The following is a 16803-nucleotide window of genomic DNA, read 5'->3' as shown; positions in this document are numbered from 1 at the left end:
AGAAAACAATTACAAATTTTATCAGATAAAACTTGTGAGGAATAAAAAGATTTGTATCTTTGCAGTCCGGTAAACGGAAAGCGCAGGAGAGAGTTGACAGAGTAGGATGAAGGGTTAAGGTTACTAAAAAAAACTTTAAAATTTTCTTCAGAAACATTTGGTCAGATAAAAATAATTTTTTACTTTTGCACTCGCAAATACGGAGTAACACTGACAGAAGATTGCTACGTTAAAAAGCGGAAGATATAAAGATCATTGACATACAATATAACAACCAAGTAAGGAAAAACTAAAGCGTTAAAAAACTTTGAGTGAGTCAGACAAACATACAATGGAGAGTTTGATCCTGGCTCAGGATGAACGCTAGCGGGAGGCCTAACACATGCAAGCTGAGCGGTAGAGATCTTTCGGGATCTTGAGAGCGGCGTACGGGTGCGGAACACGTGTGCAACCTGCCTTTATCAGGGGGATAGCCTTTCGAAAGGAAGATTAATACCCCATAATATATTGATTGGCATCAATTGATATTGAAAACTCCGGTGGATAAAGATGGGCACGCGCAAGATTAGATAGTTGGTGAGGTAACGGCTCACCAAGTCGATGATCTTTAGGGGGCCTGAGAGGGTGATCCCCCACACTGGTACTGAGACACGGACCAGACTCCTACGGGAGGCAGCAGTGAGGAATATTGGACAATGGGTTAGCGCCTGATCCAGCCATCCCGCGTGAAGGACGACGGCCCTATGGGTTGTAAACTTCTTTTGTACAGGGATAAACCTTTCCACGTGTGGAAAGCTGAAGGTACTGTACGAATAAGCACCGGCTAACTCCGTGCCAGCAGCCGCGGTAATACGGAGGGTGCAAGCGTTATCCGGATTTATTGGGTTTAAAGGGTCCGTAGGCGGATCTGTAAGTCAGTGGTGAAATCTCACAGCTTAACTGTGAAACTGCCATTGATACTGCAGGTCTTGAGTAAGGTAGAAGTGGCTGGAATAAGTAGTGTAGCGGTGAAATGCATAGATATTACTTAGAACACCAATTGCGAAGGCAGGTCACTATGTCTTAACTGACGCTGATGGACGAAAGCGTGGGGAGCGAACAGGATTAGATACCCTGGTAGTCCACGCTGTAAACGATGCTAACTCGTTTTTGGGTTTTCGGATTCAGAGACTAAGCGAAAGTGATAAGTTAGCCACCTGGGGAGTACGAACGCAAGTTTGAAACTCAAAGGAATTGACGGGGGCCCGCACAAGCGGTGGATTATGTGGTTTAATTCGATGATACGCGAGGAACCTTACCAAGGCTTAAATGGGAATTGATCGGTTTAGAAATAGACCTTCCTTCGGGCAATTTTCAAGGTGCTGCATGGTTGTCGTCAGCTCGTGCCGTGAGGTGTTAGGTTAAGTCCTGCAACGAGCGCAACCCCTGTCACTAGTTGCCATCATTAAGTTGGGGACTCTAGTGAGACTGCCTACGCAAGTAGAGAGGAAGGTGGGGATGACGTCAAATCATCACGGCCCTTACGCCTTGGGCCACACACGTAATACAATGGCCGGTACAGAGGGCAGCTACACAGCGATGTGATGCAAATCTCGAAAGCCGGTCTCAGTTCGGATTGGAGTCTGCAACTCGACTCTATGAAGCTGGAATCGCTAGTAATCGCGCATCAGCCATGGCGCGGTGAATACGTTCCCGGGCCTTGTACACACCGCCCGTCAAGCCATGGAAGTCTGGGGTACCTGAAGTCGGTGACCGTAAAAGGAGCTGCCTAGGGTAAAACAGGTAACTAGGGCTAAGTCGTAACAAGGTAGCCGTACCGGAAGGTGCGGCTGGAACATCTCATTTTAGAGCGTCTTTAAGACGATAAACAAAATTAGTACCGTAAGGTACATGCACTTACTTCAAAGTAAAGCTTTAGTTTTTTTATTGGTTGATTTATATTAAAAATACAAAACCCACTAGAAATTAGTATCAGGGAACAGAGAGACGGGGTACGAGTTAATGGATACGGATAACCCGGAACCAAAAACACGGAACTCGGAACACAAAGAGTCTCGTAGCTCAGCTGGTTAGAGCGCTACACTGATAATGTAGAGGTCGGCAGTTCGAGCCTGCCCGAGACTACTAATTAAAGCGGATAGCAATTAGCGACGAGCTTCTGGCCAAAAGCCAATAGCACTAAGCCAAAAGCTAAAAGCAACTAGAGGGGGAATTAGCTCAGCTGGCTAGAGCGCCTGCCTTGCACGCAGGAGGTCAAGGGTTCGACTCCCTTATTCTCCACCATCATGGATGGTTTAATTTTAAAAAAGCAGATAGAGCCAAAAACAATATTTGCGAATTAGATCAGAAATAGAAATAAGATCATTGACATTAACGGTAAAGACATCACAAAGAGAAAACCGAGCACTTATAAGTGCTTGAGTAACCTAAAAATAGGAAAGAAATCGTTAAGGGCGTATGGCGGATGCCTAGGCTTTCAGAGGCGAAGAAGGACGTGGTAAGCTGCGAAAAGCTCGGGGGATTGGCACACACGAATTGATCCCGAGATGTCCGAATGGGGCAACCCGGCATGTTGAAGACATGTCACCCAGCAATGGGAGCAAACCCGGAGAACTGAAACATCTAAGTACCCGGAGGAAAAGAAATCGAAGAGATTCCGTAAGTAGTGGCGAGCGAAAGCGGATTAGCCCAAAAGCTTTTATATGTTTAATAGAATGTTCTGGAAAGAACAGCCATAGAGGGTGATAGCCCCGTATATGAAAGGCATATTTAAGTGATAAATGAGTAGGGCGGGACACGTGAAATCCTGTCTGAATATGGGGGGACCATCCTCCAAGGCTAAATACTCCTGAAAGACCGATAGTGAACAAGTACTGTGAAGGAAAGGTGAAAAGCACTTCGAATAGAAGGGTGAAATAGAACCTGAAACCGTACGCCTACAAGCGGTCGGAGCAGATTAATTCTGTGACGGCGTGCCTTTTGCATAATGAGCCTACGAGTTAATTTTACTAGCGAGGTTAAGGACTTCAGGTCCGGAGCCGGAGCGAAAGCGAGTCTGAATAGGGCGCATAGTTAGTAGGATTAGACGCGAAACCTTGTGATCTACCCATGGGCAGGTTGAAGCTCTGGTAACACAGAGTGGAGGACCGAACCGGTTGACGTTGAAAAGTCTTCGGATGACCTGTGGGTAGGGGTGAAAGGCCAATCAAACTGGGAGATAGCTCGTACTCTCCGAAATGCATTTAGGTGCAGCGTCGTATATAAGTTTATTAGAGGTAGAGCTACTGATTGGATGCGGGGGTTTCATCGCCTACCAATTCCTGACAAACTCCGAATGCTAATAAATGTTCTACGGCAGTGAGGGCATGGGTGCTAAGGTCCATGTCCGAGAGGGAAAGAACCCAGACCAACAGCTAAGGTCCCCAAATATATGTTAAGTTGAAGCAACGCGGTTGGACTGCATTGACAGCTAGGATGTTGGCTTGGAAGCAGCCATTCATTTAAAGAGTGCGTAACAGCTCACTAGTCGAGCGGTCCGGCATGGATAATAATCGGGCATAAACATATTACCGAAGCTATGGATTTATAATTTTATTATATCTGGTAGGAGAGCATTCTGTTTGCGCCGAAGCAGTACCGTGAGGTATTGTGGAGCGGACAGAAAAGAAAATGTAGGCATAAGTAACGATAAAGGGGGCGAGAAACCCCCTCACCGAAAGACTAAGGTTTCCTCAGCCATGCTAATCAGCTGAGGGTTAGTCGGGACCTAACGCGAACCCGAAAGGGGTAGTGGATGGACAATGGGTTAATATTCCCATACTTGCTCACACTAAAAAGGGGACGGTTCGATGTAGCTACTAAAGACGGACGGAAGTGTCAAGGCCTAGCCTTCGGGCGAAGCTGCTGTAGTGTAATCGGATCCAAGAAAAGCCGAAGTGAAGCAACCCGTACCAAAACCGACACAGGTGGTCGAGGAGAGAATCCTAAGGTGCTCGAGTGAGTCGTGGCTAAGGAACTAGGCAAAATAGTCTCGTAACTTCGGAAGAAGAGACGCCATCAGCAATGGTGGCCGCAGTGAAGAGGCCCAGGCGACTGTTTATCAAAAACACAGGACTCTGCTAAATCGAAAGATGCTGTATAGGGTCTGACACCTGCCCGGTGCTGGAAGGTTAAGGAAGGGCGTTAGCGTAAGCGAAGCGTTTGACTGAAGCCCCAGTAAACGGCGGCCGTAACTATAACGGTCCTAAGGTAGCGAAATTCCTTGTCGGGTAAGTTCCGACCTGCACGAATGGTGTAACGATCTGGGCACTGTCTCAGCCACGAGCTCGGTGAAATTGTAGTATCGGTGAAGATGCCGATTACCCGCAATGGGACGAAAAGACCCTGTGAACCTTTACTATAACTTCGTATTGACTTTGAGTAAGTAATGTGTAGGATAGGTGGGAGGCTTTGAAGCAGGCACGCTAGTGTTTGTGGAGCCGACGTTGAAATACCACCCTTTACTTACTTGGAGCCTAACTTCCTTACGGAAGGACATTGCGTGGTGGGTAGTTTGACTGGGGTGGTCGCCTCCAAAAGAGTAACGGAGGCTTTCAAAGGTACCCTCAGCACGCTTGGTAACCGTGCGTAGAGTGTAATGGCATAAGGGTGCTTGACTGTGAGACCAACAAGTCGATCAGGTGCGAAAGCAGGACATAGTGATCCGGTGGTTCCGTATGGAAGGGCCATCGCTCATAGGATAAAAGGTACTCCGGGGATAACAGGCTAGTCTCCCCCAAGAGCTCACATCGACGGGGAGGTTCGGCACCTCGATGTCGGCTCGTCACATCCTGGGGCTGGAGAAGGTCCCAAGGGTTGGGCTGTTCGCCCATTAAAGTGGCACGCGAGCTGGGTTCAGAACGTCGTGAGACAGTTCGGTCTCTATCTATTGCGGGCGTTAGATGTTTGAGAGGGCTTGATTCTAGTACGAGAGGACCGAATTGAACAAACCTCTGGTGTATCAGTTGTACCGCCAGGTGCACCGCTGAGTAGCTATGTTTGGAAGAGATAAACACTGAAAGCATATAAGTGTGAAACTCGCCTCAAGATGAGACATCTTTTAAGGGTCGTGGGAGATGACCACGTTGATAGGCTACAGGTGTAAAGTTGGTAACAGCATAGCCGAGTAGTACTAATTACCCGTAGATTTATTGCCTATTGGTTCTCAATAAAGCCTTATAAGTGCAACCAAGGTTTTGCCTTTGTGATGAAATTTACCGATAAAAATGGTTCAAGGTTCAATGTTTAAGATTCAAGGTTAAAACTTTGAACATTAAACTGAAAAAACCTTAAACCTATATACAACCTTTAGGGTGGTTTTAGCGGTGGGGCTCACCTGTTCCCATTCCGAACACAGAAGTTAAGCCCACCAGCGCCGATGGTACTGCTAACGCGGGAGAGTAGGTCGCCGCCAGTTTTTTACAAACCTCATACAGCAATGTGTGAGGTTTTTTTCGTTTATAGCCATTCAACGTTCAAAGTTCAACGTTTAAAGTTTAAGGTTCAAAGTTCAGTGTTGAAGGTTCAGCGTTCAGGGTGTAAGATTCAAAGTTTAAAGAGTTTATTTAAATATCATATCCTGCTTTTATCTATACTTTATTACGCATTACCAATTACTCATTACTCATTACTCATACTATAATAGGGCTACTGGCTCTCGTTACGACAACTGCCCTAGCCTCGATAGTAACGGTTACCCCGCAGTATGCATGAGTGCGTAATGGACTAAAGTCAGGCCAAGGCTGGCACGAGGAGTAAAAGTGGATAGCGAGATGAAGCTCCTGAAGATAATAATGTTATTCTAATTAGTAAAAATTAAAATAGACGAAATCTTTTACTATGACGCTTATTTATATCGTAACTTTATGATATGAAAGAGCATATTGTAAGAGGTTTCAGATTCGGTAATTACCAACAGCCGGAGATGTCTGTATTCGATAGATTGCTGGAGATTTTCACCGATCTGCTGACCTATACTTCAGGGGATTTTGATGAAGCGATCGACTGGCTGCGCATGCTGGACGAAGAGTATGAACTGACAACACCGGACTATACCATTGAAGATTTTATAGAAGACCTTAAGAAAAAAGGATATATTCGCGAGGAAATTGATTCCAACGGAAGTGGAAATGGGATACGGCTTAGTGCTAAAATGGAACAGAATATTCGCAAACAGGCACTTAACCAAATATTTGGAAATCTTCAGAAGAGTGGAACCGGAAATCATAAAACCAGTAAAAGTGGTACTGGAGAAGATACTACAGGGGAATTTCGGAATTATAATTTTGGAGATCCGGTAGAGAAAATCTCAATTACAGAAAGTATTAAGAATGCGCAGATCAATAATGGAATCGGTGATTTTCATCTTACTGAAAGTGATCTGGTAGTTGAAGACAGCGTTCATCAATCTCAGATGAGTACTGTTCTGATGATTGATATCAGTCACAGTATGATCTTATACGGTGAAGACAGAATTACTCCTGCAAAGAAAGTCGCTATGGCTCTTGCTGAATTAATCACCACAAGATACCCTAAAGATACATTAGATATTATTGTTTTTGGTGATGATGCATGGCCGGTGAAGATTCAGGAACTGCCTTATCTTCAGGTAGGTCCTTATCATACCAACACGGTTGCCGGGCTTCAGCTGGCGATGGATATCTTACGTCGGAAACGAAACACGAATAAGCAGATCTTTATGATTACCGATGGCAAACCAAGCTGCGTGAGAGAACCTGACGGTACTTACTATATGAATTCCTATGGTCTGGATGAATACGTTGTTCAGAAATGTTATAATATGGCGGCTCAGGCCCGCCGACTTCATATTCCTGTTACTACTTTTATGATCGCTCAGGATTCCTATCTTCAGCAATTTGTCAGAGAATTTACAGAAGCCAACCAGGGGAAAGCCTTTTATACCGGACTTAATGGTCTCGGGCAGATGATCTTTGAAGATTATGAGGCTAACCGTAAAAAAAGAATACGTTAAATAAAATAATGTTCAAAAACATTACTATAATAATATACATACAATGACTGCAAAGCCAGATATAAAAACATTAGGTTCATTAAAAGAATCAGGATATACCATTAAAAGCATAAAAGACGAATTAAGAGATAATCTAATCATTAAAATCCGGAATAAGGAGAATGTGTTTGAGGGAATTTTCGGATATGAAAATACTGTAATTCCTCAGTTGGAGCACGCTATTCTCAGCCGCCATAATATCAATTTGCTTGGGCTGCGCGGGCAGGCAAAAACGAGATTGGCCAGAATGATGACAACACTGCTGGACGAATGGATTCCTTTTGTAAGCGGAAGTGAGATTAATGATGATCCTTTAAGCCCGATCTCGCGTTATGCAAAAGAGCTCATAGAGGCTGAAGGAGACAATACACCGATAGACTGGCTGCATCGTGATGAAAGGTTTTTTGAAAAACTGGCGACTCCGGATGTAACGGTGGCTGATCTTATTGGAGATGTAGATCCCATAAAGGCTGCCAATCTAAAGCTTTCTTATGCAGATGACAGGGTTATCCACTTCGGGATGATTCCTCGTGCCAACAGAAGTATTTTTGTCATTAATGAATTGCCGGATCTTCAGGCCAGAATTCAGGTGTCTTTGTTTAATATTCTTCAGGAAGGTGATGTGCAGATTCGTGGCTTTAAAGTAAGAATGCCGCTGGATATACAATTTATCTTCACGGCCAATCCTGAAGATTATACCAACAGAGGAAGTATTGTGACGCCGCTGAAAGATAGAATTGGCTCTCAAATCCTTACTCACTATCCCGAAAATATTCATGTGGCGAAGGAAATTACAAAATATGAATCTAGCTTAGACAGCCGACAGCAAAAGGGAGTCTATGTACCCGAGCTGGCAAAAGATCTTTTAGAACAGATCGGATTTGAAGCACGAGACAGTGAATTTGTAGACTACAAAAGCGGAGTGAGTGCAAGAATGAGCATCACGGCATTCGAAAACCTTTTGAGTACCGCAGAAAGAAGGTCCCTTCTAACCGGAGACGAAAAAACATCTGTAAGATTAAGCGATTTTATGGGTGTAATTCCAGCCATTACCGGAAAAGTGGAATTAGTCTATGAAGGTGAGCAGGAAGGTGCAGAAGCAGTGGCACAGATCCTCATCGACAACGCCATTAAAACATTGTTTACGTCTTACTTCCCTAAAGTGGAAAAGCTGGAAAAGAAAGATGCAACAGGACCTTTCCAACAGATTACCGACTGGTTCCTGGAAGACGACGGTTTCATAGAAATTACCGACGAATCATCGGATGAATCGTATGCCAAAGCACTTAATCGAATCAATGCACTCGACAGGATTATTGAGAAATACCAGCCAGATACAAAAAAGGACGATCTTTTGTTTATGAAAGAGTTCATTCTTTGGGGATTATCGGCCAATAAAAAACTAAACAAGGAAAGATTTCGTAGCGGAGTGTTCTTTTCCTGATAAATGAATTAATTTTCCGGTAGGAATTTGATTTCGTCGAATTGTATTAAATAATTTTTTAGAGCAATTTGATTCCACCGGAAAGCAGTATTTATTTTTTTTCATTGGAAGCTTTTTCCTGCTTTCCGCACTCGCTATTTTTTTAGTTTTGGCTGCGACGGCGAAGCCGCCGCAGCCAAAACTAAAAAAATGAGCTCAGACAATTGCTGCAATCAGGGCTAGGCTGATGGCACTAAATCAATATGGCACAAACGAAATAATATCCAAAAAAAGATGCGGAAACCTTCCGCATCTTTTTTATTTATAATCAATCATCAATCATCAATCATCAATCATTAAACCTGTATTACACCCAGATTGAACTTCTCAGTAATCGGAGAATGATTGGCCGCTTCAATTCCCATAGAAATCCATTTTCTTGTATCTACCGGATTGATGATGGCATCTGTCCAAAGCCTTGCCGCTGCATACGTTGCTTCCGTCTGCTTCTGATATTTCTTTGAAATGCTTTCCAGAATTTCATTATGCTCTTTCTCTGTGATTTCTTTTCCCTGTTTCTTAAGCGTAGATTCCTGGATCTGCGCCAGAACTTTTGCTGCCTGTGCGCCACCCATTACCGCAAGATCTGCCCATGGCCATGCTACAATAAGCCTTGGATCGTAAGCTTTCCCACACATCGCGTAATTTCCGGCACCATAAGAATTTCCTGTAATCACGGTAAATTTAGGAACTACAGAATTAGAAACCGCATTTACCATTTTGGCGCCATCTTTAATAATTCCTCCGTGTTCAGACTTAGAACCGACCATAAAACCCGTTACATCCTGTAAAAACACCAAAGGAATCTTTCTCTGATTACAATTCGCGATAAACCTTGTAGCCTTATCTGCAGAATCAGAATAAATTACACCACCGAACTGCATTTCGCCCTTTCCGCTTTTTACAAGCTTTCTCTGGTTGGCAACAATTCCTACCGACCAGCCGTCGATTCTTGCCGTCGCACAAATGATGCTTTTACCGTAATCAGGTTTATATTCTTCATACTCCGAATTGTCGACCAGGCATTTGATGATCTCATACGTATCATACTGCTCTGCCCTTGAAACCGGCATAATTCCGAAAATATTTTCAGGTTTTTCTTTCGGTTGTGCACTCTCAATCCTGTCGAAACCAGCTTTCTCAGTGCTTCCCAAAGACTTCATAATATTTTTGATCCTATTCAGAGCATCTTTATCATCCTTCGCTTTATAATCGGTCACTCCGGAGATCGAACAGTGCGTTGTTGCACCGCCCAATGTTTCATTGTCAATACTTTCACCAATAGCAGCCTTCACCAGATAACTTCCAGCAAGGAAGATAGAACCTGTCTTATCAACAATCATTGCCTCATCACTCATGATCGGAAGATAAGCCCCACCAGCAACACAGCTACCCATTACAGCAGAAATCTGGATGATCCCTGCAGCACTCATTTTCGCATTATTTCTGAAAATTCTTCCGAACATTTCCTTGTCAGGAAAAATTTCGTCCTGCATCGGAAGATAAACACCCGCTGAATCTACAAGGTAAATAATTGGCAGTCTGTTTTCCATGGCGATTTCCTGGGCTCTAAGATTTTTCTTACCCGTTATCGGAAACCAGGCACCCGCTTTTACAGAAGCATCGTTGGCAACAATGATACATTGTCTCCCCGATACATACCCCATTACCACCACTACACCACCGCTTGGGCAGCCGCCGTGTTCCTCATACATTTCATAACCGGCAAACGCACCGATCTCTATGGAATCAGAATCTTTATCAAGAAGATATTCAACCCGTTCTCTTGCTGTCATTTTCCCTTCGTCACGAAGCTTTTGCAGCCTTTTTTCCCCGCCTCCCTTCTTAATTTCACTGAGCAAACGATTTATTTCTGATAATTTTAATCTGTTTTGATCTTCTCTTTTGTTGAATTCAATGTCCATAAATCACAATTTTTTCGTTTTAAAGATACTATTTTTTAAATGGAATGAAAATTGCTCTAAACATTTGTTTAAGAAATTGGTTTTCAGAATTTTATGAAATATTTAACAAAAAATATATTTTTTATGGTTCGTTATTTGCTAACTTTACCATAGAGAAAGTAAGAGTGAAATCTTACACTTTTCTCTAAGTTCCTAGTTTATTTTTTTAATAGTTTATTATTTGAAGGCCCTGAAAGTTGAACAAATTTTCAGGGTTTTTGTTTGCACATATTTGCCTAAAACCCGACCAATATATTTCTACAGTAAAAACAGATAGACTTATATTCTGCATCTCTTGTTTTTTATCTTTCATACAAAAACTTAAGACAGTAAAATAAAAGTTTAGAAATAGGCTGATTTAGTTGTCAATATATAACTGCATTGTAAAACCGATTTGTAAATTTGCAAAAAAATAAAAAAGAAGTAGGATATGCATAAATTGGCTCTTTTCAGATTGCATTTGATTGTGTTTTTATGGGGGTTTACGGCAATTTTGGGAAAATTGATTCATGCCAATGCAGAGATTCTGGTTTTTTATCGGATGCTTTTTGCCGCAGTATGCCTTTTTATTTACATCAGGGTATTCCGTAAAGAAAGTATTAAAGTCTCAAAGAAAATATTTTTTCAGCTGGCTGCCATAGGCTTCTCCATGGCTTTTCACTGGTACTGTTTTTTTTATTCTATTAAAATTTCAAACGTTTCCATTGCGCTGAGCTGTCTTTCCCTTTCTACCTTATTCGCTTCCATTTTAGAGCCCATTATTTTTAAAAGAAAAATTGATGTTTCTGAAGTCATCATGGGAATCGTTATTGTTGCATGTATTTTATTAATCTTCAAAACTGAATTCAGATTCAAAGAAGGAATTTTCTATGGAGTGCTGTGTGCAATTTTCGGGACTATATTTTCGGTATTCAATGGTAAGATGTTTGGCAAGACGAGCTCAGGAAATATTATTTTTTATGAAATCTTCTGTGGATGGGGCATTTTAATGCTGATTTATTTATTTACAGGTCAAATTTTTCACATGAATGAAATAAGTTACCGTGATATTGCGTTAATATGCTTGTTGGCAGGTGTTTTCACAGCTTTTCCGATGCTGGAGTCGGTGAATCTCATGAAATATATTTCGCCTTTTACACTAATTTTAACAGTTAATTTAGAACCGGTTTACGGAATTATACTAGCTTTTTTTATCTTTGGAGAATCAGAACATATGAGTCCTGTTTTTTACGTGGCTTCAGGAGTTATGATACTGGCAATCATTGTCAACGGATTAATAAAAGCTAAAAAACAAAAAACTATAAATTAAGCATCAACTATATGATGAAAAAATATCTTTTACCTGTATTTTTTCTGATGTTCGGGATTTCGCAATCGCAGATCATCAGAAAGTATTCTAACGAATTCTTAAATATCGGAGCCGGAGCCAGAGGTCTGGCGATGGGCGGGGCAGTAGTTTCCAACCAGGATGATGTTTATTCGCCGATGTGGAACCCGGCAGGACTCATGGCGATCGAAAAAGACTGGCAAGGAGCAGCAATGCACGCCGAATATTTTGAATCAATTGCCAAATACGACTATCTTGCTTACGCCAAAGTTCTTGAAACCGGGGTTTTCGGGGTGTCTGTCGTAAGACTTGGGGTTGATAATATCCTCAATACCACACAGCTTATCGATACCGAGGGAAATATTGATTACGATAAAATTACAAAATTCTCACAATCGGATTATGCAGCTATACTTTCATATGCTTTCAATCCGGGAGGGAATACCAAACTGGATGTCGGAATTAATGCGAAAATTGTCTACAGAAATGTAGGAAAGTTTGCCAACGGATACGGCTTTGGTTTCGATGTCGGTGCCATTTATAAAATGGACAACGGCTGGAAGCTGGGAGGTATGCTGAGAGACGCCACCACTACAGTAAACTTCTGGAGTGTCAATCAGAAAGAGCTTTCCACGGTGGTTAACGGAGAAGAATTCAACCCGGCCCCTAAAGATAAAATGGAGCTTACCATGCCAAAACTGAACATCGGTGCCAGTAAAATATTTGATATTAACAGCAGTGTATATGTTTTGCCGGAAGCGGGTTTGAATATCGATTTTGCTAAAACAGCAGCCCTTATTTCCTCAGATATTGCCAGCATCACTCCGTATGCGGGAGCAGAGCTGGGGTATCAGAAAATGATTTTTGTAAGACTTGGAGTCAACAGATTCCAGTCGATTACAGATATTGAAGATCTTCGAAGAAAGGTTTCCTTCCAGCCAAGCGCGGGAATCGGGATCAGATACAGAGGTCTTACGTTAGATTATGCCATTACCAATTCAGGAATCGGAGGATCTAATTTTTATTCCAACTTCTTTTCTTTAAAACTGGATATGGGACAATTCCGAAATGATTAATTATTTAAAATGAAAAAACTCACACTTGTTATACTGACAGCCTGTTCAATGTTTGCCTTTGGACAAAAAGTTTCCGACTACCGATATATTTCAATGCCGTTAAATTTCGAAACTTTCAAACAGGATTACGGCCTGGCTGAGATGCTTGCCAAAACCTTAAAAAGTAAGAATTACACCGTTGTAACGGCAGACAAATTGCAGTGGCCTGCCGAAGCACAGGCTAATCCGTGCAGTGTACTAATGGCGGATGTGGTAAACGACAGCGGTCTCCTTAGAAATAAAGTATTGCTTCAATTTAAAGACTGTAATGATAAAGTGATATCTTCAACTAAGGGCAGTTCTAATATCAAAGAATTTAAAGAAGGTTTTCAGGATGCCCTTAAGCAGACATTTGTTTCGGTTTCTCCTTCAAGTCCTGTAGTTCAGACAACGGCTGCCTCTACAACGATTACCACAACATCGTCGAGTACAGAAATAAAGGAACCCGAGAATAAAAACCAGGTTACATCAGATAATAATGCCGTAAAATTCAGCAACGGTAAAGTTGATGTAATGAAGGTGCAGTTGGATAATCAGCAGTTTATTTTGGTAAACTCAAACAGCTCTTCGCCGTATGCGACTTTTAAGACAACAACAAAAGCAGATGTTTTCAGAGTGAAATTGCAGAACGGAGAGGCAACTCTAGGATATTATGAAAACGGAAATATTGTCATTGAATTGCCTAAAGCAAATGGTGAGTATGAAAAAGAGATATTTATAAAGAAATAATTTGAGATAGTGAAAAGGTTGGAAATTTTCCAACCTTTTTTATTCATTATTAAAAAAATCATATACAATTTTAGCCTTACTTTTCCCAAGAATCTCTTCCAGAGTTTCCAGGCTTGATTCTTTAATTCTTTTCACAGATTTTAACCGCGATAAGAGCAGTTCAATTGTTTTTCCGCCCACGCCGGGAATTTCTTCCAGTTCAGATTTTATCGTTGAATTTTTTCTTCTGGTTCTGTGGTGCTTTACGCCAAAACGGTGCGCTTCGTCCCGTACTCTCTGTAAAATTTTAAGCGTCTCGGATTTTTTATCAAGGTATAACGGGATAGAATCTTCCGGAAAGAAAAGCTCTTCCAGCCTTTTTGCAATACCGATGATGGTTATTTTACCGTATAATCCCAACAGACGTAAGCTTTTCACCGCTGAAGAAAGCTGGCCTTTACCTCCGTCGATCAGGATCAGCTGTGGTAGGTCTTCTCCTTCATCCAGCATTCTTTTATAACGTCTGTAAATGACCTCTTCCATCGTAGCAAAATCATTAGGACCTTCTACGGTTCTAGGATGAAAAATTCTGTAGTCTGCCTTGCTGGGCTTTCCGTCTTTGAAAACAACACAAGCCGAAACAGGATTCGTTCCCTGGATATTCGAGTTGTCAAATCCCTCGATATGGCGCGGTTCTACAGGCATTCTGAGTAGTTTCTGCATTTCTGCCATGATGCGGTTGGTATGTCGTTCCGGGTCTACTATCTGTACCTGCTTCAGCTTTTCCAGACGGTATTCTTTGGCATTTTTTTCAGAAAGCTCTACAATACGCTTTTTGTCTCCTACTTTAGGAACAATCAATTTTACATTCGGGATCTCAATAGCCAGGTGAAAAGGCAGCAAAACCTCCTTGGAATTTGAATCAAATTTTTGACGAATCTCAATTAAAGCCTCTTCCATAATCTCTTCATCTGTTTCCTCAAGGATTTTTTTGATTTCGGTCGTAAAACTCTGAATGATATTTCCGTTCCTGATCTTAAAAAAGTTCACATAAGCGGCAGTCTCATCGCTGGTCATTCCAAAAACATCTACATCATCAATGCTTGGATTGACGACTGTATTTTTAGCCTGGTAATCTTCAAGGGCATCCAGTCTTTCCTTTACGATCTGTGCGCTTTCAAACTGAAGATTTGTGGCATATTTCATCATCTGATTCATCAGATATTCCTTTGCTTTGCGGAAATCTCCCTTTATAATCCCGCGTATGGCATCGATCTTTTCATCGTAATCTTCCTTGCTTTCCAGTCCTTCACACGGTCCTTCGCAGTTTTTAATGTGATATTCCAGACATACTTTGTATTTACCTTCCTCAATCTTTGCAGGAGCCAGGTTAAGGTTGCATGTCCTCAGCTTGTAGATATGTTTGATGGTATCCAGTAAGATCTTTGCGGGACGCACTTTTGCATAAGGTCCGTAATATTCTGATCCGTCTTTGATCTTGGTTCTCGTTAAAAATATTCTCGGAAAATCTTCATTCTTGATACAGATCCACGGATAGGTCTTGTCATCCTTCAGCATGACATTATAAAACGGCTGATGTTCTTTGATAAGATTATTCTCCAATAGCAGCGCGTCATATTCGCTGTTAACAATCGTAGTTTCCAGGCGGTTTATCTTCCCGACCATTATTCTTGTACGGTAACCGGAAAGGGTCTTGTTGAAATAAGAAAGTACTCTTTTCTTCAGATTTTTGGCCTTACCCACATACAGCAGCTGATCGTTTTTATCATAATAACGATAAACGCCGGGTTCAGATGGTAAAGTTTTCAGCTGTAATTCTAAGGAAGGATTCATATAACAAATTTAGGGAATTTAAAGGCAAAAAAAAAGCCGAACAGCTACCTGGGTTTCCAGATTCATTTACTATATCTATTAAATTGTAATAGGGTTGTGTTTATTTTGTTTAAACAGCTGTGTAATAGGATCAGGTTACATGTTATTTATTTATGAAGCCATGTTAACCGGTTATACGTAAAATATCGGTGGTGTAATGTGCTGATTTTCATTATTGATTATCAATGTCCGGAAACGTGCTAACGTTTCGGTCAAAACCTGCTCAGGTTTTTGATAAAAGGTGCTTAGGTTTCAGGTGAAACGTGCTTAGGTTTTATAAGAAACCTGCGCGGCTTTTAGGAAGCATAAAAAATGCTGCCTTTATCAGAGGCAGCATTTTTTAATATAGATGTAAGATTATCCGTTGCTCATTGTCGTATACTCATTCACCAAAAAGCTGAAGTAATCCCATTCTACAGAATTTTTAGGATATTTTTTCATGAATTCTGCATTGTCTCCAAATAGAAAATCATAATTATCTTCAAAGTCATCTTTATGAAGCCACATTACTTTATCGCCTTTTTTTACATAATAAGACTTAATAACACCGCCTCCCAGCTGAGGTCCGTAGCCAAATGATACACCTCCGGTTTCTTTCGCCCTCGGATCATGGTAAACGGAAATAATATCGTCAAATCCGGGATTGATTACCTGCATCAGGAATTCTTTATCGTCTTTTTTGTTTTTTAACGAAACGGTTTGATTCACAAAATATATTCTGTCACTGTTCGTGGTCTTGGTGAGCTTTCGGGTACTGTAATTTCTGATGTTGCCCATATATTTGGCCACTTTTGCAATTTTTTCAGCATTACTAGGATAGATATACATTTCCGCGATATGATCGGCATCAAAAGTCTCTGTCTTTTTCGTGATGCTGTCTTTCAGGGAAACTTCAAAGATCTGTCCTTTTTTGGAATCCGTTTTACTGCAGAAACCTTTGTGAACGCTTCCGTCTTTTAAAATAACAGTTGAGGTTTTCTTTGGTGACGGCATATTGAACCCTTCATTGAAGAGGTATTGTTCCATCTTTTTAATTTCTTCTTTCGAGTATTTCACTTTTTGAGCGAAAGATGCAGTACTGAAAAGAACCAACGCAAACAGTAATGTTTTAAGTTTCATAAGGATATTAATTTTTTTATTTCGGCGGTAAAAATAGGAAATTAATCTGCTTGTTTTGAGAAAACTTTTATCGCTGAAAATTAGTTTTCCCAATTATGGTTAAATGCGTAATTTTAAGACAAAAT

General features: G+C 41.3%; 8 protein-coding genes, 2 tRNA genes and 3 rRNA genes. 10 read left to right on the top strand and 3 right to left on the bottom strand.

What is annotated here, in order from left to right; genetic code table 11:
• Positions 1–328 precede the first annotated feature (328 nt).
• From ACYT6F_RS02745 to ACYT6F_RS02715, 7 genes are all read left to right on the top strand, one after another.
• Positions 329–1845, top strand: a 16S ribosomal RNA gene (locus ACYT6F_RS02745).
• Between the two features lie 205 nt (positions 1846–2050).
• A tRNA-Ile gene (locus tag ACYT6F_RS02740) sits at positions 2051–2124 on the top strand.
• Positions 2125–2206: 82 nt separating this feature from the next.
• Positions 2207–2283 (top strand) — tRNA-Ala (locus ACYT6F_RS02735).
• Between the two features lie 154 nt (positions 2284–2437).
• Positions 2438–5194 (top strand): 23S ribosomal RNA (locus tag ACYT6F_RS02730).
• Positions 5195–5347: 153 nt separating this feature from the next.
• A 5S ribosomal RNA gene (gene rrf, locus ACYT6F_RS02725) occupies positions 5348–5455 on the top strand.
• The 16S, 23S and 5S rRNA genes sit together here with 2 tRNA genes alongside, the layout of an rRNA operon.
• Positions 5456–5908: 453 nt before the next feature.
• The gene (locus ACYT6F_RS02720) at positions 5909–7030 is read left to right on the top strand and encodes a vWA domain-containing protein (protein WP_472599779.1); all 1122 of its coding nucleotides are present in this window, start codon (positions 5909–5911) and stop codon (positions 7028–7030) included.
• A gap of 43 nt (positions 7031–7073) precedes the next feature.
• Positions 7074–8513, top strand: coding sequence for an AAA family ATPase (locus ACYT6F_RS02715; protein ID WP_472599778.1), 1440 nt, complete (start codon positions 7074–7076; stop codon positions 8511–8513).
• 335 nt (positions 8514–8848) lie between these two features.
• Here ACYT6F_RS02715 and ACYT6F_RS02710 read toward each other — a convergent pair whose 3' ends face one another.
• Positions 8849–10477, bottom strand: a complete 1629-nt coding sequence (locus ACYT6F_RS02710) for an acyl-CoA carboxylase subunit beta (protein ID WP_472599777.1) — start codon at positions 10475–10477, stop codon at positions 8849–8851.
• A gap of 469 nt (positions 10478–10946) precedes the next feature.
• Between ACYT6F_RS02710 and ACYT6F_RS02705 the strand changes: the two genes are divergently transcribed.
• Genes ACYT6F_RS02705 through ACYT6F_RS02695 form a run of 3 tightly spaced genes read left to right on the top strand, consistent with a single transcriptional unit; the run spans position 10947 to position 13687 of the window.
• Positions 10947–11825, top strand: a complete 879-nt coding sequence (locus ACYT6F_RS02705) for a DMT family transporter (RefSeq protein WP_169229177.1) — start codon at positions 10947–10949, stop codon at positions 11823–11825.
• An 11-nt stretch (positions 11826–11836) separates the two neighbouring features.
• The gene (locus tag ACYT6F_RS02700) at positions 11837–12919 is read left to right on the top strand and encodes a putative type IX sorting system protein PorV2 (RefSeq protein ID WP_169229178.1); all 1083 of its coding nucleotides are present in this window, start codon (positions 11837–11839) and stop codon (positions 12917–12919) included.
• A gap of 9 nt (positions 12920–12928) precedes the next feature.
• A complete protein-coding gene (locus tag ACYT6F_RS02695; protein WP_472599776.1) occupies positions 12929–13687 on the top strand; it encodes a hypothetical protein in 759 nt (252 codons plus the stop codon).
• A 39-nt stretch (positions 13688–13726) separates the two neighbouring features.
• Here the strand turns inward: ACYT6F_RS02695 and uvrC are convergent, their stop codons facing one another.
• Together uvrC and ACYT6F_RS02685 are read right to left on the bottom strand one after the other, a co-directional pair.
• Complete coding sequence (gene uvrC, locus ACYT6F_RS02690) at positions 13727–15520, bottom strand: excinuclease ABC subunit UvrC (protein ID WP_472599775.1); 1794 nt, start codon at positions 15518–15520, stop codon at positions 13727–13729.
• Between the two features lie 396 nt (positions 15521–15916).
• Positions 15917–16678 carry a hypothetical protein gene (locus tag ACYT6F_RS02685; protein ID WP_472599774.1) on the bottom strand — a complete coding sequence of 254 codons (762 nt, stop codon included), beginning with the start codon at positions 16676–16678 and terminating at the stop codon, positions 15917–15919.
• Between the last annotated feature and the right edge of the window lie 125 nt (positions 16679–16803).

This window comes from Chryseobacterium sp. NG-CE01 (assembly GCF_055695505.1).
The sequence above is the reverse complement of the archived record's forward strand: the minus strand, read 5'-3'. Positions and strand labels throughout refer to the sequence as shown.